The following is a 23,721-nucleotide window of genomic DNA, read 5'->3' as shown; positions in this document are numbered from 1 at the left end:
TATTGCACTGACGATGATCAACAAGCTGTACGGGATCGAGCGTGAACTTAAGGAAGCCGACGATGAACAGCGGTTTATCGCTCGCCAGGAAAAGAGCCTGCCGATCTTGGGGCAGCTGAAAGTCTGGTTGGATAAAACCCAATCCCAGGTGACGCCGCAAAGTGCATTAGGCAAGGCGGTGCATTATCTGGCGAATAACTGGAGCCGACTGGAGCGTTATGTCGAAGCGGGTTATTTGTCCATCGACAACAACGCGGCCGAAAGAGCGATCAAGCCGTTTGTCATCGGACGCAAGGCCTGGTTGTTCAGCGATACCGTCAACGGCGCCACTGCCAGCGCAAAGATCTACAGTCTGGTCGAGACCGCCAAGGTCAACGGCCAAGAGCCCTATACGTGGCTGCGCCACGTACTGGAGCGGTTGCCGCATGCCTCGTCGGTCGAAGAGTACGAAGCGTTACTGCCGTGGAACTGCTCGCCGCAGATGCAACGGTAGACCGTTGCCCCACCACTGGGTAGGTGGGGTTTATGGATCGCATACACTGCTCCGTACATTCAGGTTCAGCGAGACGTTCACCATCAACGCTGAATTTGCATAACTCGGTAATTTCATTCACTCCAACCAACGACATCAGCTTGAAGGTCAGCTGCAATTCGGTGTCGGAAAACGTCGCCTTATCCAATGAGACATCGGAGAAGCCGTTGTTAAAACTTCTCCCTGCAATGTCGCAGAATGCTATCGAATCGCTCCACTTTGGGCTATTAGCGGGCGAAGACCGGACACCCAAAACTTGTATTTGTGTGGTGCAAACCAAGTTGCCGACTCATGCAGGTCTCTTCAATATTGCAACTTCTTGATTTTCTGTAAGAAAAATCGGGGATCCCTCAGGCACAGCCCACGTTTTCAAATCATTATTAAAACGTGGGAGCCAATATTATTTCTTAAAAATATAGTTTACTTCTCTTGCCTTCGCTCAAGCGCCTTCTTAGGTATGTTTTTTGCTTTTCCTGACTTCTGCATCAAGTCGACATACTCTTTATAGTAAGCCGCTGACCGCGCCCTATCAGTCTCCCAGAGCACATCTGCGATATTGAGCTTCAACACCACTCTACTAGGAAAATTCTTTTCGATTTCCGCCAGAAGCTTATATGAACTATCGTATTCCCCTGCTTGCGCCAAAGCATAACCAAAATCGTTATATGCAACTACAGTAGAAGCACTTAGAGGATAATCTACTTGCAACTGCAGTAACCGCCCAGGATTAAGATAAGATTTAATCGCATCGTAATCCATATCTTTCAAACGAACCAAAACGACATTATGCGCCAACGCTATAGAGTCTATTTTTCTACCCGCTTCTACTTCAGCTATCTTTTCCGCGGCAAGTTTACGCTGCGTATACCAAGAATAGCTATTACCCCCCTCCTCCAAACTACCTTCATATGCAGAAAGACTTTGGGATAGTGATTTCATATTCCCGATCGAAGCCAAGTCACTTCCGGAGTAAACAAAGGTTTCATACTGCTTACCACTTAGCCCGAGACCCGAGTGTTGAACAGCCCAAACGCACGTAAAAAGAAAATATACTTCTCTCCCTTTAACGGTAAATGCGTCAGTTAACTCAGCTTCCCCTCCCTCAGGCTCACAAGTGTCGGGAATTGCATAGCGCTTCCCACCTTTGGCTATCAAACTACCTCTTAGCGTTTGCCCTCGGTCGCTTTCAGATGATGAAAATTCTACTTTTACAGCTTCATTGAAAGGCGGATCCAAAACAATAATTTGACCTTCCGCCCTTAACCAAGCGGAATAGCCAAAAATCAAAAACAGAACAATATTTCTCATCAATTTAACTCCGCTTCAACCATTCCGCGCAGATTATTAAACAAGATCACCCTATTTGCCAAACCAATTGTTCCGCCATTCACTTTAGTAGATATATCGGCAACATGTAGCGAGATATTCGCCTCAGTCCGCGAAGCATATGAGGTTGCAATCAGACCATTCATATTATTCATATCCCACCAAACAAACGCCGACTCTATCCCATATTTTAATTCATTTACAATCAGATCGGGATCTACCACAAAGTCCTTGGGATCCGCAGGATCCCTTAGATTATGAATTCGTGTATATTCACGATAGTTAGATTTACCGGTTAATTGGATGATGCCTCTACCCCGATACTTATACCCTTCTTGGCTCGCCTCGTTTCCATTACCATTTCTGCCGCCATAAACATAGCTACCCAAATTAACCGGATTATGCGCATATGTAGCTGGCTCACTCCACAACTTTGGACGCAGTCTTGGCAAAACAATACACTCGTCCTGCGCCGCATTATAACCATTCTGATTATTCCGACAACCAAACATCTCCCTCATGCGGCGGGGGTTATAGTCAAGATCCTCCTGTCTAATCTTAAACCCGCTTTCATGTCCTACCTGAGACAATAGATGAGCGATCCTCAATGGCGTATCAATTTTGTATAGCCTTGCGTATTTATTCAAAAATGGCAGTATCGATTCACAATAATCATCGGCAATGTTCGGCCTAGCCGCTTTCAGCATTGTTCGAGTTATTAACTCCCTTTCTGCCTTCCCTGCAAAATTGCCAATAAAACCTAAAGGATGAATGTGCCAGACATTTGCACTATCGATACCATGCTTACCCTTCAGCTTGTCCCACCAGCTCAATCGTTCGATTCGAGCCTTTTCCTCTACCCACGCTTTATGAGGATCAGAATCGCTGTGACCAATGATTTCATCCAGAGCATCCCAAGTTTCTTTTTTGTAGTCCCATTCATTCTCATACCGCGTCACCATCTGCGATATAGGTTGAGAGAACCATGGTTTGCCCAACGCCTCAGCAATTTCAGACGGCGCGATTTTTTTATCTCCATTCCTGTCGAGAATTTTGTACAACGTCTCATTAACAGAGCCAGCTAGGGCGGTCTCTACATTCGGCAGATACGACTCTCGCTCTTGTTCATCGAGACTCTCTTGAGCATGCAGAAAAGCTGCTAAGTGATCGACATTGCTTGTAGTTTCGTTAATAAAGGTGAACCCATCCCACTCAAACGGAGAGTGCCGCGAGAGCACTGTATCGGGTTCTGCAAACCATCCATCAATTCCATTACCATCTTTGCCACCTAACAACCCATCTAAGCGCCACCAATAGGTAGTGGAAGTCGATGTACCCATCACTACAGACTCTTTGATTTTCTTCTCCGCGGGTAATGCTTCAAGCAGTCCAACAGGAATATAGAAGTCATAGCCAACTTTGTTTCCTGGATCTGCTGTTTTAGGAGGATTCGTGGCATTCATATGTGGTGCATGAGTAACCAACAGCGTATCAACTGGTATCTTGACTAACGTCTTTTCAGCAGCGGGCAGGCCGATAGCCTTCTCTTTACTTTTGCTAGTAAAAGCTTCCACGTCCTCACAGCTGAAAACTTCGAGGTGTAACAAATTCTTCGGCGCGGAATCTGCATGGGTCTGATATTTCCCAACATGCCCCAACACCTCACCGGCCTTAACTTTGAAGGTCTCAGCAAGTGGAATTACCTGCCCAATAGGAGCATGGGGCTCGTTCTTGGCCTCCAAATCTTCAAGCCAGACAAATCCAGGCAATTTACCGTCATCACCTGCGTTGAGAGCTGGAATAGGCTGACCGCTTATGATCTCCACTAGCTTACGGTACTGTCTTGCGGCTTGTTCGTCGCTAATTCTGATCTGTGTACCCGCCGGTAAAAACGCGATAGGTTGCCCACCGCGGGTCGTATCGCGAACGTTGGCGCCGCTCTTCTGGTCTGGAGGAGCGTCTTGTGCTTCCTCCCCTACCAAGTAGCTCTCCCCCCCCAGATGTTTCATTTCCCCCTTAAATACCCATCCAGTGTTGACAGCCAAGCTGGGAAACTCAGGCGTCACGCTTACTACCGCAAGCCAGCTTTGGTTGGACGGTGCGGGTTTGGTGAGAACCGTAGTGCCACGGGGTAGTACGGCCAATATAGGTGTTTGGGACGAATTGCCTTCACGAACCCTTAGCCCCAATGATTTGGTTCGAAGATTTTCCTTTACTTGATAAAGGCCTTTCCCCCAGAAACCCGGTGGCTTAAGCGAAGGATTCGCTTTATAGGTTTCCCAATCAAGCAGGTGCATATAGAGACTGAAGAACGTCAGGCTCGGCCCAGGCGCAGCAGCCGCACCGGTAGCAGGAGCCGGCGTAGAAGGTGCAGGGAGCTCAAGTCGATGCTTCACCAACACAAACCCCGTCGAATAAACCGAGTGCGTCGAGCCAAAATCAGATGTCGGATATTTCTCGTCAATACGGTAGGCGACGACCTCTCCATCAGCGATGCACCTGACCTCTGTCAGATCGTTGACCAATCCAGAAGCCTCATCGAAATGAACACCACCATGCCAAAGACCGTTGACCCCCAACGGGTAGTAACCATCTTTGGCTTTGGCTAACGCCTTGTAGAATTGCTGCGGACCGGTCGCTTCGCCGGTACCCACTTTCAGGGGATACGACCATTTTTGAATTTTGTTCGTTGTCTCTGTCATTACCAATTACCTGAATTCTGATCCCTGGTGGCATGGATTGCCGTCGATGTATTACCCAGAAAAATTGAGCATGCGCTTTGGCTTGCGTTTGATCTTTTCCTCAGGCGAATTCGCCAACGCCTGATCCATCAAACTCCCCGCCTTATCCTTATCCGCCGCCCCCGGCAGAACCGGCGGTTTAATCCCGATCCCCGTGCCGGAACCAGCCGAACCACCCGCATTGATCTTGATCACCGGCCCAACCACCGTCACACCACCGCCATCCAGCTTGATAAAGCTCCCACCGCCAAGAATGGTCAGCTCTGTCCCGGCCTCAATAACAATCTTGTCCCCAGCCTTGAGGTGAATCTCTTTCCCCACGCTGGTGAGCTGCGCTGTCCCAAGCTTCACATGCTGGTTCTGCCCAATCGTCAGGTGATCATCCAGCTTCGCTTCAATCTTGCGGTCGGCAATCGTCGTGCGGTGTTCTTCAGCCTTGAGCTCGGTGTAGGTGTTCTTCTCGACGGTGTCATGGCGTTCATTACCGACCCGAATCTTCTGGTCATGCTCAACGTTTTCATCCCAATCGCGCTGGGCATGAATGTAGATCTGCTCGGCGCCTTTCTTGTCTTCAATGCGCAATTCGTTGTAGCCGCCGCCACCCGGCGAGCTAAGCGTTTTGAACACGCTACGGGTCTTGTTCGCCGGCAGTGCGTACGGCACCGGGTTTTCCTTGTGGTACAGGCAGCCGGTCACCAGCGGTTGGTCGGGGTCGCCTTCGAGGAAGGTGACGAGGACTTCCATGCCGATGCGCGGGATGCTGATGGCGCCGTAGCGGTCGCCGGCCCAAGAGCTGGAAACGCGCAACCAGCAGCTGGTTTTGTCGTCGGCCTGGCCTTCGCGGTCCCAGTGGAACTGCACTTTGATGCGGCCGTATTGGTCGCAGTGGATTTCTTCGCCTTTGGGGCCGGTGACGTGGGCGGTCTGGCTGCCGAGGACGCGGGGTTTCGGGTGCTCCAGCGGCGGGCGATAGAACACGTCCCACGGGGTGGCGAGGAAGGTGTTGCGGTAGCCCTGGTGGAAGTCGTCTTTGTTGTCGGTGGTGTCGCTGGTCACGCCTTCTTCGAGGACTTGCGGCTGTTTGCCTTCGTGGACGATTTCGGTGAGCAGCCACAGGTCATTCCACTCGGTGCGCGGGTGGTCGGACATTTCCATGAAGTGGCCGCTGACCAGTGTGGTCTGGTCGCCGCGACCTTCAGCCTGGCGGTAGTCGGCGCGGTGGCGTTCGAGGGCGCGTTGGCTGAGGAACTTGCCGCGCGCGCGGTCGATGAAGCGGCCGGGGTAGTCGTAGTCTTCGAGATCCGGTTCGGCGTCTTTGCTATCGAGAGCGCCTTCAGGTTTGTAGGCCGCTTCCATTTGCAGGCGCGGTTTTTCGAAGTCGTAATCGCGGCGGGTGACGCGGCGGGTGCGGGTTTCCAGGCGCAGCTTGAAGCCTTTGATCACCGGTTCGTCGGCGACCATGCCGCTGCCCTGCACGTAAGCGGTCGGCTGCCCGAGTTTCGGGAACACGGTCTGGTCGTCGCCGAACACCAGCAGGTGGGCTTTTTCGCTGTGCTGGAAGTGGTAGTGAATGCCTTCCTCTTCGCACAGACGCTGGACGAAATGCAGGTCGGTTTCGTCGTACTGCACGCAATAGTCGCGATCCGGGCACGGCTGGCTCAGCTGGAAGCTGTAGGCGTTGCCCTTGATGCCGTGTTCTTCGAGGATCAGCGCGATGATTTTCGGCGCCGACATTTGCTGGTAGATGCGCTGGTTGGTGCGGTGATGCAGGTATTGCAGTTGCGGCACCATCGACACTTTGTAGCGGGTCAGGCGCTTGCCGGCATCGCCCTGGGCGACGCGGTAGATCTGGCCGTGGATGCCTGAGCCCTGCGGATCGAACGCCAGAAACGCCTGCTTGTGCAGAAGTTTTTCCAGGTCCAGATCGGGGTTTTCGCTGACCAGTTCGAGGTCGAAACGATACGGCTGGCTGATGCCTTCGGTGCCGACAAACGACAGCACTTGCAGGTCGCCCACGTAGTCTTCGACCTTGAGGCTGAAGTGGGTTTCGTTAGCTGAATTGAACATCGTGTGCTCCCTGTTCGAATGTCATCCGTTACGCCCGAAACCGCAGACGTTGTAGCCAGGACGAAGTGGCGCCCAAGGCGTCACGCAATTGGTCGGCAGTGATGGTGCGTGCTGCCGGGTCGAAGCTCAGCGCCTGTTGCAGCGCTGGCCAACTGTGTTTTGGCAGGTTCTGCGGGGCTTGCAGCTGGCGCTCCAGATGCTCGTCGCGGGCCTGGGTAGAGGGCAAGCGGCGGAACGGGTGTTTGCCGCTCGCCAGTTCATAAATCACACAGGCCACGCCGTACACGTCTGCGCTGGCCGACAAGGGTTGGCCCTCAAGCAGTTCGGGGGCGGCGTAGCCCGGGGTCCAGGCGTTGAAGCGTTCGCGGCTCAGGTGCGGCAGGCCGGGCAAGGTGCCCTCTTCTGCCTGGCCCAAACCGAAGTCGAAGAGGCGCAAGCCGTCTTCGCTGAGCATGACGTTGCTCGGTTTCATGTCACCGTGCAGCACACCGCGACGGTGGGCGTAGGCCAGCGTGTCGAGCAGCGGCAGGACGATGTCGCGCAGTTCTTTCCACGGCAGGCCGAGGGGCCGCTCGCAGAGCAATTTGTCCAGGGTCAGGCCACGCATGTATTCCATGGTGATGAAGGCCCGCTGGCAATCGGTGTCGACTTCAAAGGTGTGTGCGCGCACAACGTTGTCGTGGCGCAGGCGTCGGGTCAGGGCGAACTCGCCGTAGAGCAAGGCACTGGCGTCCGGCGATTCGGCAAATTCTTCGCTGAGGATTTTCAGCGCGATGTAAGGGTCGGGATCGCCGAACTGTTCGTGCAGCAGATCCCTGGCCCGGTAAACAGCGCCCATGCCGCCCGCCCCGAGCAGACGCTCGAGGTGGTAGCGACCGGCGAGGATGTCTGGCAGTGCACCGATGCTGGCCTTGGTTGGCGCTGGCAAAGGTTCTGCTTTGTGTTCCTTGGCGAAGGCGAAGTAGGTCAGGTTGTTGGCCTGTTCTTCGCTCATCAGCACGTCATCGATGGGTGATTCGATGTTGGTCATTGGCGGATCACCACGGCTGTCAGGTTGTCGCGAGCGGAGCCCCGCAGGGCGCCGTCGAACAAACGTTCCAGCGCCACATGTGGCGCGCTGAGGCTGAGGGCGTTGCCGAGGGCATCGCTGCTCATGCCTTGGTACAAACCATCGCTGCACAGCAAAAATGCATCGCCCGGATACACCTCAAGTTCCAGTACATCCAGGGTCAGTGTTTCGGCGGCGCCGACGGCTCGGGTCAATGCCTGAGCCGCCGGGTGCGCCGCCGCCTGTTCGACGCTCATTTGCTGTTCGTCAATCAGTTGCTGTTGCAGCGAATGGTCTTTGGACAGTTGATACAAACGCTGCCCGCGCCACAGATAACAACGGCTGTCGCCAGCCCAAATGCAGGCCGCGCGATTGCCTTCCATCAGCAGCGCCACGACGGTGCTGCCCATGATGCTGTCGTGACGTCCGGCGGTGACGGTCAACTCTTGTCCCAAACGCCGATTCAACCAGTGCAGGCACTGGCGAATGGCTTTGAGGCGCTCGTCGAAGTCATCGTGTTGCGGCAAATCAGCCAGGCTGGCGACGATCAACTGGCTGGCGATGTCGCCACCCTGATGACCGCCCATGCCGTCCGCGACCACCCACAGCCCCTGCTGCGGATTGTCGAGGAAGGCATCTTCGTTGCGCGCCCGCACCTTGCCCGGGTCGGTACGCGCCGCGCTGCGCCAGGGACTGGCCACGAGCATCAGAGCTGCACCGGCATACGGAAGGTGCGCAGTACGCCCATGTCGAACGGGTTCGGCGTGCGTTGGCTGGACAGCAGGTAGTTGGCACGCAGGCCACCCACATTGGCTTTGAGCACCAACACGTCACGACCGCTCAGGTACTCGGTCTGCATCAGGTCGAACAGACGGAACAGCGACCATGGGCCGGAGTTCTTCTCGATACCGATCGGGCGCCCCGCCATCTTGTCCATCACCAGGCTGGTGCGACCGTCTTCAGCATCGGTTGGCCATTTGAACGACATGGGCAGGATCGGGCCGTGACGGTATTCCATGGTCTGGTCGCCGAACTTGAATTCGGAACGGCTGACGGCAGGGTCGAGGGTGTACGGCTCCAGTTTGAACTGCACTTGCGGTTCGGCCGGGTTGATCGAGAAGAAGCTCTTGCGAATCGTCTGCGCAGCGGCCATCTGATCGAGGTAGACCTTGGACACCGGCAGGCTGTGGCCGTCGACGCTGCGCATCCGGTAGTTGCCCGGATCACCGCTGACAAACGGACGCATGTAGTTGTCGAAGAAGCGGTCAACAACGCCTTGCGCCTTGAAGAAATCGCGGAAGTCGCTGATCGCCACGTCGCTGGTGCTGCTGGCGCTGAACGGATAGCGCTTGCTGATGGTTTTGCCATACACGCTGTACAACTCGTTCTGATAACGGCCGTTCAGGTATTGGTAGGCATCGCTGAGCACCAGGCGCCAGGAGTCTTCGGCCAGCACGTTGAACCACACGCTGAGCGGACGCGGCAGACGACCGGAGGCATTGCGCAGGTTGGTCAGCGCATCACGCTGGCCGCCCATGCGGGTTTTCGCCAGTTCGAACGCGGCTTGTTCCGGCGTGCTGGAACGGGCCAGGCTGGCCAGTTGCAGTTGCAGGTCGTTGAGCGCGCTCAGTGCCGGGGTCAGATCAGCGGCCGGGCCGTTGTTGTCATCGAGCAAGCGATGCAGCGGTTCAAAGCGACGTTGCAGCGACTTCTTGGCAGTGTCCGGCAGGTTTTTCGCGACGTTCAGGGCCGAAGCCTTGTCGGCTACCGCCGACGCCAGTTTGCCGACTTTGCCCAGTTTGCCTTTCTGCCCAGCCAAGGTATCGGCAGCATCGCCCGCCTCGTCCACCGGATCAGCGGCCGCCGGGAAGCGGGTGTTTTCACGCACTTCGGTCAGCAATGCCAGCACCGGCGAGTTGGCCGAGGTCAGGCCCGCCAGTTGCTCGGCGCCTTCACCGGCGTCGTTGATTGGCGGCAATGCCACCTGACCAACGGCTTCGCTCCAGTAGTTGGCGTAGTCGCGGAAGTACAGTTGCTCCAGTTCGACCATCAGGCGACGCAAGTCCATGTCGCTGATGCCCGCGCCTTCGCCCAGCACCCAGTTGTCACGCAGGATGTCGGTGACCAGTGCCGAGCCCTGCACCGAGAAGTACTGCTGATAACCCTGTTGGGTGTAGAACCCCGGGATCACGTAGTCGGTGCCGATGAACAGCGAGCCCTGCGGGCCGAGGTGTTGGCTGAAACGGTATTCCGGCAGGTTGCGCGCCTGCTCGCGGAGCATGCGGTAGACCACGGTGGCCAACGATTCGCTGCGCAAGACCTGACGCGCCTGAGCCACCAACTGATCGTTCAGCGGGTAGATGAAAGGCTGTTTCAGCAGGCGTTCGAGGTGGTGGTTCAGGCCGTTCTGCACCGCGGTGTTGCCGGTGTAGCGCTGCGACCAGTCGGTGGCCACCCAGTCCTTGAGCCACGCCGCGTCGCGACGATCCTTCATGTTCAACATCAGGTACGCACGCAGGCTGTTGATCAGGCGTTCGCGGTCCTTCATGTTGGCGCGGATCTGGCCTTCGAGCAGGGTTGCGACGCGGGGCAGCAGTTGCGTTTCAAGCTCGCGCTCGTAAGCCTCCTTGACCACCGGATTAACGTCTTCGCCCTGATACAGGCCGCCACGCTCGTGATACGACACGTCGCCCTTTTTCGGGAACGCCTGCGTTGCCGCGTAGCTGGTGTCGAGGGTTTTCAGCGCGCCCATCGCGTCATCACGCGGGGACAGCACCGAACGCTGCTGATTCCAGTTCTGCGCCAGATTGCGCAGGTTTTCCAGACGCTCGTAGTTGGCCGAGAAACCGCCCGCCCAGAGCATGCCGAACAACGCCAATGCCGCCAGTGCGCCGACGTACAGCGCACGTTGGCCCCAGTTGATGCGGCTGCGTTCGCGCTTGTCCAGACCGGCCAGATCGGCCTCGGGGAAAATCACCTGGCTGAACAAATGGTGGATGAATCGCGAGCGACCGCTGCGCAAGGTCGGCAATACACCGGCATTGATGCCCAGGTTGGCACCGATAGCGGCAGTGGTCGCATCCATCTCTTGGGTCAGGTGCGGTGCGCTGGTCAGGTAGAAACCGCGCAGTTGCGTGGCACGCTGGTAACGGTTGCCGGTGAACGCCATGTCGACGAACAGGCACAGACGCTCGCCGATTTGCCCCAGTTGATGCGGGAAGTCGAGGATGCGGCCACGGCGCTGAGTGTCGCGCTCGGAGTGCATGCGCATGATCACTTGGCTGTTGAGGCGACGCAGCAGTTCTTCGAACTCGTTGCGCAACACCGCCACGTCGGTGCCCTGTTGATCCTTGCGGAAACTGGTACCGAGCACTTGATCGCTTTCTTCGCGGGTCAGTTGATCGAAGAACTCGTCAAAACCCAGCAGCTTGTCGGCCTTGCTCAGTACCAGATACACCGGCACGTCGACGTGCAGCTTCTGATAGATCTCTTGCAGGCGACCACGCACCTGGCGCGCCAGGGTGTCGATGTCTTGCTCGCTACCACCGGTGAGGGTTTCCACCGGGATGGTCACCAGCACGCCGTTCAACGGACGACCGCGACGACGTTTGCGCAGCAGTTCCAGCAAGGTGGTCCAGGCACTGCCGTCGACGTCTGCTTCGCCCTGGGTCATGTAACGCCCGGCGGTGTCGATCAGCACGCCGTGGTCGGCGAAGTACCAGTCGCAATGACGGGTGCCTTGGGTGTCGCGGGTCAGCTTGCGGTCGATCTTGTTGATCGGGAATTCCAGACCGGAGAAGTCCAGCAGGCTGGTCTTGCCGCTGGACTGCGGGCCGATCAACAGATACCACGGCAGTTCGTTGCGCCAGCGCTCGCTGCGGCCACGATACAGGCTCGAGGTTTTCAGGGTTTTCAGCGCGTCTTTGAAACGCGCCTTCAACTCTTTCTGTTCGTCGTCGATCAGCTCTTCGCGGCGGATGCGATCCTGGCCGTCTTCGGTGGCTTCGACTTCTTTCTTGCGTACACCGGCGCGCCAGCTGACGAAGACCATGGTCAGGCCCCAGATCAGGAACAGCACGGCGATGGTCAACAGGCGAGAGGTCGGGCTCTCCCAGAACTTGTAGTCATCAACCGCCAACAACGGGCCAACGAACCACACCAGCAGTGCCACGAACAGCACCAGCAGCAGGGTCCAGACCCAGGTCTGGCGCAGGAAGGCGCCGACTTTCTTGAAAAACTTTTTCATCACACGTCCCTGTTTACGGCTGCGACTGCGGTTGAACCGCGGCTGGATCAAGCGGCTGGTAAGGTTGCAGCACGGTGTCGCGCTGCTCACCCAAGACCCAGGCGAAGCCCGAATACATCACCACCAGACAGACGAAAGTGAACAACACCACCATCCATGCCGGCACGATGCGCACCAGGTTGCGGCGCTGATCGTTCAAGCCTTCCCAATGCGGCGACAACTCACGCGGCACGTCGCCACGCAACTGACGGATCTGCCGGTACAAGGCGTCGCGGATGCCTTCAAGCTCGAGCATGCCGCGTGCCTGTACGCGGTACTTGCCCTCGAAACCGAGGGACAGGCACAAGTACATCAGCTCCAGCATTGGCAGGTGTTTGACCGGGTTCTTCGAGAGCCGATCGAGCAGTTGGAAGAACTTCTCGCCCCCGAAGGTTTCGTTGTGGAAGCTGCTGAGCAGGCTCATCTGCGACCATTCGCTTTCGTTGCCCCACGGCGTGGTCACGACGGCTTCGTCGACCACGGTGCAGAGCACGTAACGCGCCGCCATCACCTGGCTGCTTTCGGCGCCGTTGTGCAGGGCGCTCACTTCAAACAGCTTGAGCCCGGCGGTCAGGCGCGCGTTGAGCGCATAAAGGTCTTCGCGGGTTTCGCTGTGCTTGAGGCGCACCACTTCCGAGAGCAACTCGGACGACGCGGCGACCAGCGAATTGAGGCTGATGTTGAACGCTTCCGCCGGGCGCACGCGTGCGGCGTAGATCATGCGTTCTTCCAGTTGCTCGAAACGCGGCGGCGCGGCGAAGTCGGTCAGTGGACTCGACGCCGGTCCGTGGCCCTGACGGTCGAGCAAGACTGTTTTGTCGTCCTGGCTGTATTCCGTTTCCGTGTTCATGTCGGTCAGTTCCTGATGGCCCAGAATTTCAGTTCAAGCTCGGCGAATTCGCCGGACACATGGAACGCGAAGCCGCCGGAGCGCTCGAGTTGTGCCAGATCTTCGGAACTGAGTTCGAGGATGAAATAGGTTTTGTTCGAGTGGAACGCGATCTGCCGTGGAGCGACGGGCAAAGGTTTGACCTTGATCCCCGGCAGGTGCAGGTTGACCAGTTGGCGGATACGCTCCACCGGGCCCACCTTGAGGTGCGCCGGCAAGCGGTGGCGCAGTTCTTCGGAGTCGCAGTTGGCACTGGCCGCCAGCACGAACGACGCCGAGCCCAGCAGTTTGTGGTCGTGCAACGGCGACACGATGATCCCGTACTGCCGCGCTTGCAGGATCAGTTCGATGGCGTGCTGCTCAAGCACCATCGACAGCACCTGACGGATCGCGTCCATCAGTTTGCGAAAGCTGCCGCCCTGGTCGGCGTGGGAGTAGCGGCTGTCCAGACGCGGGCGTTTGCTCTCGCCGGAGAAGGTCGCCAGATCGCCGAGCATGGTCAGCAACGTGCGGTACAACTCTTCCGGGTGCACTTGCTCCAGGCCGAGGTAGTGGCGCAGCAGCAGTTCGGTGCGGTTGATCAGTTGCAGCATCATGAAGTCACCGACTTCGGCACCGCCGACCTTGCCGTTGGAGCGAATCCGCTCGGCAATGGTGTCGCCACGGTGGCTGAGCATGCTGATGACTTCTTTCAGGCACGACAGCAAGTAGCTGGAAGCGTGAGCCTGAATGTAGGTCGGCACGAAGTCCGGATCGAGGCTGATCACGCCGTCGGGCGTGGTATCGAGTACGTCGCAGATCTTCAGCTTCACGTAGGCCTGATCGCTCTGCTGCTCGCCGAGCAACAGTTTGAAATCGGGGCGACCACAGCTGACCTGGCTGGCCGAGTCGTCGCCGGCGTTGGAGTCAGCGACTTCGGCGTCGTACGCGGTGTAACGCGCCAGCACATCGGATTGCTCCGGACGGCGCGACTCGATGTGGTTGCCGGTGACCAGTGGCAGCGCCAGGTAGATTGGCGTGTTGCCCGTGTTCGGCGGTACGTCCAGCGCCAGCGGTTCGGTGTTGCCACCGAGTTCGAACAGGCTGCCGTCCGGCAGAATCCCCGAGGCTTCACTGATCACCAGTTTGCCCATGTTGAGGAACTGCAAGTCGATCTCCAGATTGAGGAAACCCCAGGTGTAACCGCCCAGCAACTGGGTACGGGTTTTCATCTGGTGATCGTAATAGCGATCGTTGTGCTGGAAGTGCTGCGGACGCAGCAACATGCCTTCCTGCCAAATGACTTTATGGGTATTCATGTTCAGTCATCCGCCTTGGCGAGCACTTGATGGGTGTTGCGAATACCGGCCTGGTCGAGGGTCAGGTCCGCCTCGGTGATTTCCAGCGGGGTGATCTGCACCGTGTAGCGCCACTGGGTTTCCGGCAGGTCACGGTAGGCGGCGAGAACGCCAACGTAGCGGCTGCCCTCCTCCACGCTGAGTTTCATTTCCACGGTTTCACCCGGGCGCAGTTCGAGTTCTTCGCTGGCCACCAGATCCGGGTTGAGGGATTCCTTGGCTCGCTCGTAGAGGCTGAAGAAGTCAGCGTTCTCGAAGGTCACCGGGTGCTTGAGTTCGAACAGGCGCACCACGATCGGCGACGGGCGGCCGTTGAGGTCAGGGTTCAACTGATCGCTGCCGGTCAGTTTCAGGTTGATCTTGGTCACTTTCGAGTACGGCGACAGCGACGAGCAACCGGCGAGCAGCACCAGCACGGTGAGCGCAGTCAGCGTCTTGAAAAAAGCGGTCGAGCGGCGAGACATGCGCATCATCCTTGGTGGTCGGTGTGGAGGGTGGAGATCAGGCGGATCTGTTCTTCGTAGGCCTGGGCGAAGTCGCGGGCCAGCAGACGCTCGCTCCAGTCATCGTCCTGACGCAGGGCCTGGTGGTAACGGCCGAACGCTCTCCAGCGCCCGCCCGACGTGGCGATCAACGGCTTGTTGTCGCGCTCGAAACGCAGGGTCAGTTGCTCGGGCGAGAAGTGTTCCAGCGTGCCGCGCACGGCGGCACGGCTGGCGGTCAGCAAAGCCACCTGATGCGCCTGCAAATCGCGGAACGCACGGGAAATCGCCTGTTCGGCCGGCAAATGCCCGGGTTTGCTTGGCTGCAACAGAATCTGCAGCGCTTCGCTCGGGTCGACGGCGAATTTCAGCGGGTTCTTGTTGGTGCCTTGCACGGTGGTCTGGGCCAGACGAAGCTCGTTTTTCAACTCCGAACGGGTGCGCAGGCTCTGCTGCAAACCACCGACGCTTTGACGCAGCAGACGCGCGGCGTTCAGCGCCAGGGCTTCGCGTTCGTCGTGGCTGACGCCTTTGAGATCCACACCCAGCGCGGCGCCGAAATGCTCCCAGAAACCTTCGCTTTGGCGCTCGACGGCTTTGGGTGCCGGAGCAGGCTCAGGTTCGGCGGGCGCGGCGATCAGCTCCGGCACCATCAGGCTTTCCATGTCGATGCGAGCGTAGTCGGCACGCTGACGGGAGTCTTCAGGTTTGGTGTTGGGCGCCAGCAGTTCGTCGATTTCCGAATAGACGCGCTCTTGCTGTTCGAGGGCGTTGAGCGGGTCGAGGTCGAGGAACGCGTCGTCCGGGATGATGCTGCCAGCGGCGCGTGGACGGCCGACTTCGCCGTCGAAGGTCGCCGGGTCACGCACCAGTCGCGCACGGATCTCGAAGTCGCCCAGCACGTAGGTGCTGCCGTGTTCGATGCGGACCGGTTCGCCCTTGTGCAGGCGTGCGCCGCTTGCGCCATCCTGGACGCCATTGCTGCTGGTGTCGGTCAGGAAAAACGTGCCCTCACGGTAACTGACAATCACATGATGATTGGACAGATGACGCTTGCGGTCAGGGATGATCCAGTCGCAGTCCTCGCCTCGCCCGATGACGCCGCCAGCCTGTTTGAAGGTCTTCTGGCACAACTCGGTGGGCACGAACTGCTTGGTGTTCAGCATTTCGAAAACCAATTCCATGTTTGATGCTCCTTGCGGTCACTTGCCGCGATTGACCGCTTGCGGATCACCCAACGGGCGATAGTCGTTGTCGTTGAATTTGTAATTGCCGCTACAGCCGCCAAGGCCGCATAGAACGACGAGGGTCAGCAGGACAGCGTGCCAGTGACGAACAGACATCAGAGGGTCTCCAGGGGTAGACAAAGCACAAAGCGCCGACCCTTGCGGGCGGCGCTGAAATAGTTTTTTTGCGGCGAAATCGATGATCGTGGCCTATCCATCGAAATCTCCAAGATTGATATTCAGGCGCCCGAGGCGGTACAGCAGCGTGCGCCGAGGCAGGCCCAACTCACGGGCGGCGAGGGTCTGGTTGCCGTCGTTCTTGCGCAGGCAATCGAGCAACAACGAGCGCTCGACCTGCTCCATACGCTCGCGCAGATTCAGGCCGCTGTTGTCTTCGAACATGGGTTCCATGCGCAGGGAGAAATGCTCGGCCAGCAACTCGCCGCCCTCGCACAGCAGTACCGCACGCTCGACCAGGGCCTTGAGCTCACGGACGTTGCCGGGGAAGGTGTAACCGCACAGGTGTTCAAGTGCTTCTTCGGACCAGCACACCGGGTCACGCTGCAAGAAAGAGCAGGTCTTCTCGGCAAAATGGCGGGCCAGATCAAGAATGTCGCCTTCGCGCTGACGCAGGGCCGGCAGCACAATCGGAAATTGCGCGAGGCGGTAGTACAAGTCTTCGCGGAATTTGCCTTCGCTGACCAGCACCGCCAGATCACGGTGAGTCGCGGCAATGATGCGCACGTCGATCTTGTGCGTATCGTTGGAGCCTAGCGGACGAATCTCGCCTTCTTGCAACACGCGCAGGATTTTCGCCTGCAACGACAGCGGCATGTCGCCGATTTCGTCGAGCAACAGCGTGCCGCCATTGGCCGCGTCGAACAGCCCGGCGCGGTCGCGATCGGCACCGGTGAATGCACCTTTGCGATAGCCGAACAGCTCGCTTTCCAGCAGGCTCTCCGGGAATGCCGCGCAGTTCTGCACAATGAACGCTTGCGAACGGCGCGGACCGCAATCGTGAATCGCTCGCGCAACCACTTCCTTGCCGGTGCCGGTTTCGCCGCGCAGCAGCACCGTGTAAGGGCTGTGCAGGACTTTGCTGATCAACGAGTAGGTCTGGCGCATCGCCGCGCTTTTGCCGATCAGCCCATAACCACTGATGCTCGGCACACTGCGCAACACCGGTGCCGAGACGTCCTGAGGTTGACGCAGGCGTTGCAGCAAGTGCAATTGGCCGAGTACGAACGAGCCGAGTTGGCCGAGTGAGTCGGCAAAACCTTGCAGGTCGGTGCGATGGCGGCTGGCACACAACAGCAAGCCTTCGACAGCCTTGTGCTGGTTGACCAGCGGCACGCACAGCAGCGACTGCCACGGCGCTGCCACGGCCGGCAGAAAACTGGTTTCGTGCAGGCTGGCGCTCAAATCGTCGAGGCACACCACGCGGTTCTGGCACAGCGCAAATTGCAGCAGTTGCTCACCGTTGTAGTCCGCCGGCAGGCTCGCCGCTTGACGCGGTTGCAGCGCGCCGTCGAGGTATTCGGCGTTCATGCCCAGGCAGGTGTGGGTGGCGTCGAGCAGATACAGTTGCGTCAGTTCGCAACCACTCAGCCCGGCCAGCCCACGCACAAAGTCACTCAATAGCGCAGCACCGTCCGCCGCCCGCGAAAGGCTGGCGAACTGCGCCAGCAACGCTTCGGCATAGACCAGCGGCTGCGGCACTTGAGTGAACATCACGCCCACCTCAGGCAAACTCGCACGTCACGCTGGCGTCGCCGTCGAGCGTGGCATGCACACGCTTGAGGCTTTCACCGGTGGCCATCGCATCGAGCAGACGATCCGCCACCAACGGCAGGACGTGCTGATCAAGCAAGTGGTCGATCAGACGCGCGCCGCTGTCGCTTTGAGTGCAGCGCTCGGACAAATGATCGACGAGATTCTGGCACCAGCTGAAATCCAGTTGACGACGGTTGAGTCGCTCGCCGAGACGACCGAGTTTGATCTCGATCAGCTCGCGCAGCACAGGGCCGCCGACCGGGTAGTACGGCACCACTTTCATCCGTGCCAGCAGCGCCGGTTTGAAGTGCTTGCTGAGTACCGGGCGAATGGTTTCTTCGAGCTGTTCGGCGGTTGGCCGCGCGCCGTCTTCGCAGAGGTCGCTGATACGGTCGCTGCCCAGGTTCGACGTCATCAGGATCAGCGTGTTACGGAAGTCGATCTCGCGTCCTTCGCCGTCATTGGCCACGCCTTTGTCGAAGATTTGGTAGAACAGGTTGAGCACGTCCGGGTCAGCCTTTTCGACTTCATCGAGCAGCACCACCGAGTACGGCTTCTGGCGCACGGCCTCGGTGAGCATGCCGCCTTCGCCGTAACCGACGTAGCCCGGTGGCGCACCGATCAGGCGCGAAACGGTGTGTTTCTCCTGGAACTCGGACATGTTGATGGTGGTGATAAAACGATCACCGCCGTACAACAGGTCGGCGAGTGCCAGCGCGGTTTCGGTTTTGCCGACGCCGCTCGGGCCGACCAGCAGGAACACGCCGACCGGTGCATCAGGTTTGTTCAGGCCAGCCGCGGTGGCACGCATCGAGCGATCCAGTGCGTGGACGGCTTGTTCCTGACCCCGGATGCGCGTGCGCAGGTCGGTGGCGAAACTGGCGACTTTGGCGTTGTGCTCACGGGCCAGTTGCGCCAAAGGTACGCCGGTCCAGGCGCTGATCACTTCAGCCACCAGACGCGGGCAGACTTCGAAGCTGACCAGACGCTCTTTGACCTGAGCGGCGGTCAATGCGCTGTGGGTTTCGTTGAGCTGGGCTTCCAGCGCTTCGACGCTTTGACCTTCCTCGACTTCAGCGGCGAGGGTTTCAATCACGGTGCCTTCGGCGTCTTCTTCGATGTTGACGGTCGGCTCGACGGCTGCGGCTTCACGGGCCTTGGCCAGTTGCTGACGCAGTTCCAGCAAGCGTTCGGCCAGTTGCTTCTGTTCAGTCCACAGGGCTTCCAGTGCAACCATTTCGTTTTCGGCTTCGTCCAGCCGCGCTTCCAGTGCCTCCAGCGCTTCGTGGTCGATCAGCAGACCGGCCTCGGCGTCGCGACGCAGGGCCTGGCGCTGACGGCCACCTTCAGCCAGTTCGCCACGCAGGCGCTCAAGGCTTTCAGGGGCGGCGGCGAGGCTGATGCGCACGCGGGCGCAAGCGGTGTCGAGAACATCGACGGCTTTGTCCGGCAGTTGCCGACCGGCCAGATAACGCGCGGACAACTCAGCAGCAGACACCACCGCGTCATCACGCAGGTAAATGCCGTGGCTCTTCTCGTAGACCTGAGCCAGACCCCGAAGGATGGTCACCGCTTCGCTGACGGTCGGTTCGTGCAGTTGCACCGGCTGGAAACGACGGGCCAGCGCCGGGTCTTTCTCGAAGTATTTCTTGTACTCGGCCCAAGTGGTCGCGGCGATGGTGCGCAACTCGCCACGCGCCAGCGCCGGTTTCAACAGGTTGGCCGCGTCGGAACCGCCGGCATTGCCGCCCGCGCCGATCAGCGTGTGAGCTTCATCGATGAACAGAATGATCGGCTTGGGCGAGGCTTTGACTTCGTCGATCACGCCTTTGAGGCGACGCTCGAATTCACCTTTGACGCTGGCGCCGGCCTGCAACAGGCCCATGTCCAGCGACAGTAGCTCAACGCCTTTGAGCACTTGCGGCACTTCACCGGCAGCGATGCGCGAGGCCAGGCCTTCGACGATGGCGGTTTTACCGACACCGGCCTCACCCACCACGATCGGGTTGTTCTTGCGGCGACGGGCGAGGATGTCGACCATCTGACGGATCGCGCCGTCACGGCACAGCACCGGGTCGAGTTTGCCGTCGCGGGCCTGTTGGGTCAGGTTGTGGGTGAAGCGCTGCAACAGCGATTCGCCCTGAGCGGCCGGTTTGCCGTTGGCCGCCGGTTGCTCCTGTTGCGACAGGGCAAATTCTTTCAGGCGATCGATGTTCAATTTGGCGAGCAGCGGCTGATAACGGCTGCCGGCATAACGCATCGGGTTGCGCAGCAGCGCGAGGATCAGCGCGGCGTCTTCGACCTGGGTCTGGCCCAGTTCGAGGTTGGCCACAAGCAAGGCGTCTTGCAGCCATTGCACCAGTTCCGGAGCAAACACCGGGTTGCGCGAAGCGCTGTGTTCAACACGCGATTGCAGCGCGGCGCTGAGCTCACCGGCATCGACATCCGCGTCTTGCAACGCGCGGGCAAGCAACCCGTTCGGACGTTCCAGCAGGCCGAGCATCAAGTCTTCGACGAGGATCTTGCTGCCGCCACGGGCGACGCAACGCTCGGCCGAACGCTCCAGGTCACGACGGGTTTCGGCGTCCAGCGCCTGGATGAGTTGTTGCAGGTCTACGTTGATCATGGCTCACGTCCTTAATGAATTTTGCTGCCCAGGGTCACCACGCCGTCCGCTTTCTCGCGGCCCAGCCAACTGGTCCAACCGAGGCGACAGGCGTTCTGCTCACCGATGCGCAGTTCGCGGATTTCTTCCTGGCGCAAAACCAGGCGAATGTCGTAATCGAGCGGGTCACGCAGGGTGAACCGCACCAGCGCGCAGAGCGGCTGGTAACCGAAACCGATCGGCAGGAATTCATGGAATCGCTGCCAATCGAGTTGGGTGATGTGAATGCGGAATTTGCCGCTGCGGTCGCGCACGTGTTCGCCGAGCACCAGGTCTTCGCCGAGCATGCTGTTGGCGCGCCCCAGACGGTTGCGCTGCTCTTCGAGAATTTCCACGCGGCGTTCGATGCACTGCTCGATGACCAGGTCTTCGTGCTTGAAGTAGTAACGCAGCACGGCTTCGATCAGTGCCGCCGAGTGCGCCCGCAAGCTGAGCAGGCCGAGGTACGGCAGCAAGCGTTTCCAGTTGAGTTCCTTGGCTTTGCGGATTTCTTCGCCGCCCAGACCGATCAACGCAAACAACTGCGACGAGAACGGGTCGATCGCGCCGCTCTGGAAACTCGCGCGGTAGCGGTACTTGCGCCAGATCGGCAGCATCAGCCGTTGCAGGCGATGGTGGAACAGATCGAGGAAGTTGCGCGTCGGGTTGCCGTCTTCGCTGTCGCCCAGGGCCTGCTCGCCGTAGAACGCCGGCAGCGGCGAACCGGAGCCAACCAGGCCGATCAGGTTGAAACGTACGCGCGCACGCATCTGCCCGTGCTCTTCGAAAAACTCCACGCGATCGACATCGCTGCGCGGGAATCCGAGGCTCGGGTTGGCCTGGAATTCCACCTGATCGTACAAATCGTCTTCGCTCAGGTGCGGGTGTGCATCGCGCAGCCGGTCGATCACCAGCAGCACGGCCTGAAACAGCGAGTATTCGCGTATTACCCGGGTCAACCCGCTTAAAGCAGGGGTTGCAGACCCATACGTGGTGTCCATTGGTACACCTCTCCCTGTGTGCTTTTTACCCGCAGCTCATGGAATGAATTGAGACTGGCGTAAAGCGCGAAAAACTCGTTAAGAACGGAGGCGAAAACGAACAGGTCGCCTTCACCGATATACCCTTCCGGGTCGATGGTCAGTTCGGTGCGCAAACCGCGCACCGGCAGGCCGCGGTGCAGCCGATCGACGTGGTGGTGCTTGATGTGCTTGAGACCACCGAGCAGGCGCTTGCTGACCTTCTCTGCGTGCTGGTCGTAGTAGCGCGGCAGGTCGTAGGTTTCCAGAATCACCTTCAACGCATTGACGTCGGCCAGCGACAGATAGTTAAGCGACATGTTGCTGATCAGCTTCCACAGGAAGTCACGGTTCAGCGGCGGCGCGAAACTCGAGGTGGCCGGGGTGATGTTGCGGAAACTCAAGAACTCCGGCGTCTCCTCGCAAGCCATGCAGATGTCGCCGAGCTTGAGCTTCTTCGGCAGGTTCTGGTTGGTGCACATCAGCTCGATCGACAGCGTTTCGTGGGCCTCGGTGTGGCGGATGCCGAAGCTCAGGTAGGTGTCGAGGCCGTCGTGCAGCAAGGACGAGCGCTGGCGGATGCTGTAATGCGGGCGGCTGTTGGGCACGTCGAAACTCGGGTCGTGCTCGAAGGATTCGAACGGCACGTACTCCTGATAACCGAGGCCGCCGGGCTTCCATCCAGTGACGGTTTCCACCGAGAACACGCCGCAGTTTTCCAGATCGTATTCCGCCGGCAGCAGCAGGTATTCATCCTGCTTGCCGTCGAGGCGAATCGGCAGGGCGTCGTGCGCGAACAGGTTGGCAATCGGCGTGCAGAACAGCTTCACGTTATCCAGCGTCGGACGCATGCGCATGATCCCGCTCTTGCGGATATCGAAACGCAACTCCAGCCCGCGCATTTGCTTGAGGGTGTCTTCCGGCAACGCTTTGAGAATGTCCAGACCGTTGACGTCGACGAACAGGAACTTGTCCTGGAAGGCGAAGTATTCCTGCAGGTAGCGATAGCCACGGAAGGTGTTCAGCGGATACGGAATCAACGCCTCTTCTTCGGCAAAGCCCACCGGTTTGACCCGGTCACCGGGAATCTTGAACGCCATCGGCTTGCCCGCCACGCCATCGATTGGCTTGCCGGCACCGTCGAGCGGGATCAGCTCAATGCCTTCCAGGTTGCGCAGCAGACTCAGGTAGAGCATCTGGCTGATGTAGCGCTCGCCGGCAAAGTGCAGACGCAGTTTGCTCAGTTCCAACTCGCCGAGATGGCCATCGGCGCTCATCTCCAGACGCAGGCTAAGCAGCGAACCGTCGCCCTTCACCGAGTAGTTCAGCGCAGCCAGATCCAGCGGCAACACTTCGGTCGGGTAGCAAGTGCGGAAGCGGCAACGCACGTCTTCGATCGGTTTGCTTTCAATCGGCGTATCGCGCTCGACCACCAGCGCCGGGCCCGAACGTTGAAGCGGATCAAACTGCAAAATGCTGAACGCCGGCAGCGGGCGCATGTAGTTCGGCCACAGCAATTGCATCAGCGAATGGCTGAGCTCCGGCAGCTCGTCATCGAGCTTCTGCCGCAGACGCCCAGTCAGAAACGCAAAGCCTTCGAGCAACCGCTCCACGTCCGGATCCCGCCCAGCCTGCCCCAGATACGGAGCCAGCGCCGGACTACGCTCGGCGAAACGGCGACCGAGTTGGCGCAGTGCGGTGAGTTCGCTTTGGTAGTAGTGGTTAAAGGACACGGGTTACCTGCCTGGTAGTGGATCGCATGAAAAACATCCTTTGGAGCACGATTGTCGTTGCGGACATACAGCGTCTCCTGGCGATGCGCTTCCGGGTGTTGATGGCCGAATGAAGGATCGTTTGCGCGACGCGCACGTAGATATTCATCGCTGTGCGGCTCCTTGTTTTTGCGGAGTGATCTCGACGCCCGTATACACATAGAGCTCTTCGCCGCCGTAGCCACCAATTGCTGCAGCGCTGAGTGGATGGCTATCCCGGGTGCCATATCGAACCCAGCCTTCTGTCCACATCTGACCATTTTCGTGACGAATCTCCACGTAATAGTCGGGCGCTTCGTGCTTGGTGACCTCGACAAAAACCCCGCCATCCTCGGCGCCAATCCACAACGCATGGGGATGAGCGAAGAGCTTTGGTTCGGTCGAGCTTTCCATTCGCAACAGCAACGCGAAGCCGACCAGAATCGTCAGCAAACCGACCGAGCAGAGGAAAGCGGCAAGGCATTGCCACGCTCTTGATTTCATTGAGCCGTTCCCGCACAAAAACTTCATGGGCAGAAAGAACCATCAGTAATGACCCAAGCAATATTAGGGACCGCCCCCTTTTTCCAGAAAGCAAAAA

Annotated in this window: 17 protein-coding genes; 1 reads left to right on the top strand and 16 read right to left on the bottom strand. The window is 58.7% G+C overall.

Features of this window, described 5'->3' with window-relative positions:
* A partial coding sequence (locus AACY11_RS06820; RefSeq protein WP_339494198.1) for an IS66 family transposase occupies positions 1-493 on the top strand: 493 nt, incomplete at its 5' end.
* Between the two features lie 459 nt (positions 494-952).
* On the opposite strand, the gene AACY11_RS06815 is transcribed toward AACY11_RS06820, so the two are convergent.
* From AACY11_RS06815 to AACY11_RS06740, 16 genes are all read right to left on the bottom strand, one after another.
* The gene (locus AACY11_RS06815; RefSeq protein ID WP_339494197.1) at positions 953-1,840 is read right to left on the bottom strand and encodes a hypothetical protein; all 888 of its coding nucleotides are present in this window, start codon (positions 1,838-1,840) and stop codon (positions 953-955) included.
* Positions 1,840-4,560 carry a glycoside hydrolase family 19 protein gene (locus AACY11_RS06810; RefSeq protein WP_339494195.1) on the bottom strand — a complete coding sequence of 907 codons (2,721 nt, stop codon included), beginning with the start codon at positions 4,558-4,560 and terminating at the stop codon, positions 1,840-1,842. The genes AACY11_RS06815 and AACY11_RS06810 overlap by 1 nt, the downstream gene beginning before the upstream one ends.
* Before the next feature lie 51 nt (positions 4,561-4,611).
* Positions 4,612-6,666, bottom strand: a complete 2,055-nt coding sequence (locus AACY11_RS06805) for a type VI secretion system Vgr family protein (RefSeq protein ID WP_339494194.1) — start codon at positions 6,664-6,666, stop codon at positions 4,612-4,614.
* Positions 6,667-6,694: 28 nt separating this feature from the next.
* Positions 6,695-7,696, bottom strand: coding sequence for a serine/threonine-protein kinase (locus AACY11_RS06800; protein ID WP_221734217.1), 1,002 nt, complete (start codon positions 7,694-7,696; stop codon positions 6,695-6,697).
* Positions 7,693-8,421: a PP2C family protein-serine/threonine phosphatase gene (locus AACY11_RS06795; RefSeq protein WP_221734218.1), complete on the bottom strand. Its 729-nt coding sequence runs from the start codon at positions 8,419-8,421 to the stop codon at positions 7,693-7,695. Before AACY11_RS06795 ends, AACY11_RS06800 begins: the two co-directional genes overlap by 4 nt.
* Positions 8,421-11,960, bottom strand: a complete 3,540-nt coding sequence (tssM, locus tag AACY11_RS06790; protein WP_339494189.1) for a type VI secretion system membrane subunit TssM — start codon at positions 11,958-11,960, stop codon at positions 8,421-8,423. Before tssM ends, AACY11_RS06795 begins: the two co-directional genes overlap by 1 nt.
* A 13-nt stretch (positions 11,961-11,973) precedes the next feature.
* Positions 11,974-12,849, bottom strand: coding sequence for a type IVB secretion system protein IcmH/DotU (gene icmH, locus AACY11_RS06785; protein WP_221734220.1), 876 nt, complete (start codon positions 12,847-12,849; stop codon positions 11,974-11,976).
* Between the two features lie 5 nt (positions 12,850-12,854).
* Complete coding sequence (gene tssK, locus AACY11_RS06780) at positions 12,855-14,186, bottom strand: type VI secretion system baseplate subunit TssK (RefSeq protein WP_339494188.1); 1,332 nt, start codon at positions 14,184-14,186, stop codon at positions 12,855-12,857.
* Positions 14,187-14,188: 2 nt separating this feature from the next.
* A complete protein-coding gene (tssJ, locus tag AACY11_RS06775; RefSeq protein WP_221734222.1) occupies positions 14,189-14,689 on the bottom strand; it encodes a type VI secretion system lipoprotein TssJ in 501 nt (166 codons plus the stop codon).
* Between the two features lie 5 nt (positions 14,690-14,694).
* On the bottom strand, positions 14,695-15,891 hold the full coding sequence (tagH, locus tag AACY11_RS06770) for a type VI secretion system-associated FHA domain protein TagH (RefSeq protein WP_221734223.1): 1,197 nt from the start codon (positions 15,889-15,891) through the stop codon (positions 14,695-14,697).
* Positions 15,892-15,909: 18 nt separating this feature from the next.
* Complete coding sequence (locus AACY11_RS06765; protein ID WP_003229566.1) at positions 15,910-16,050, bottom strand: hypothetical protein; 141 nt, start codon at positions 16,048-16,050, stop codon at positions 15,910-15,912.
* 93 nt (positions 16,051-16,143) lie between these two features.
* On the bottom strand, positions 16,144-17,664 hold the full coding sequence (locus tag AACY11_RS06760; protein ID WP_339431527.1) for a sigma-54 interaction domain-containing protein: 1,521 nt from the start codon (positions 17,662-17,664) through the stop codon (positions 16,144-16,146).
* A 10-nt stretch (positions 17,665-17,674) separates the two neighbouring features.
* A complete protein-coding gene (tssH, locus tag AACY11_RS06755) occupies positions 17,675-20,332 on the bottom strand; it encodes a type VI secretion system ATPase TssH (RefSeq protein ID WP_339431526.1) in 2,658 nt (885 codons plus the stop codon).
* An 11-nt stretch (positions 20,333-20,343) separates the two neighbouring features.
* On the bottom strand, positions 20,344-21,351 hold the full coding sequence (gene tssG, locus AACY11_RS06750; RefSeq protein WP_221734226.1) for a type VI secretion system baseplate subunit TssG: 1,008 nt from the start codon (positions 21,349-21,351) through the stop codon (positions 20,344-20,346).
* Positions 21,315-23,102 (bottom strand): type VI secretion system baseplate subunit TssF, encoded by a 1,788-nt coding sequence (gene tssF / locus AACY11_RS06745; RefSeq protein ID WP_339494187.1) that lies wholly within the window; start codon positions 23,100-23,102, stop codon positions 21,315-21,317. Before tssF ends, tssG begins: the two co-directional genes overlap by 37 nt.
* Positions 23,103-23,246: 144 nt before the next feature.
* Entirely contained in the window at positions 23,247-23,624 is a 378-nt protein-coding gene (locus tag AACY11_RS06740) for a hypothetical protein (protein ID WP_336347569.1), read from the bottom strand.
* Between the last annotated feature and the right edge of the window lie 97 nt (positions 23,625-23,721).

The sequence above is a fragment of the Pseudomonas sp. RA_105y_Pfl2_P56 genome (assembly GCF_963970845.1).
In the GTDB taxonomy this organism is placed as follows: Bacteria; Pseudomonadota; Gammaproteobacteria; order Pseudomonadales; family Pseudomonadaceae; genus Aquipseudomonas; species Aquipseudomonas baetica_A.
Note: the sequence above shows the minus strand (reverse complement) of the source record. Positions and strands in the feature narration are given on the sequence as shown.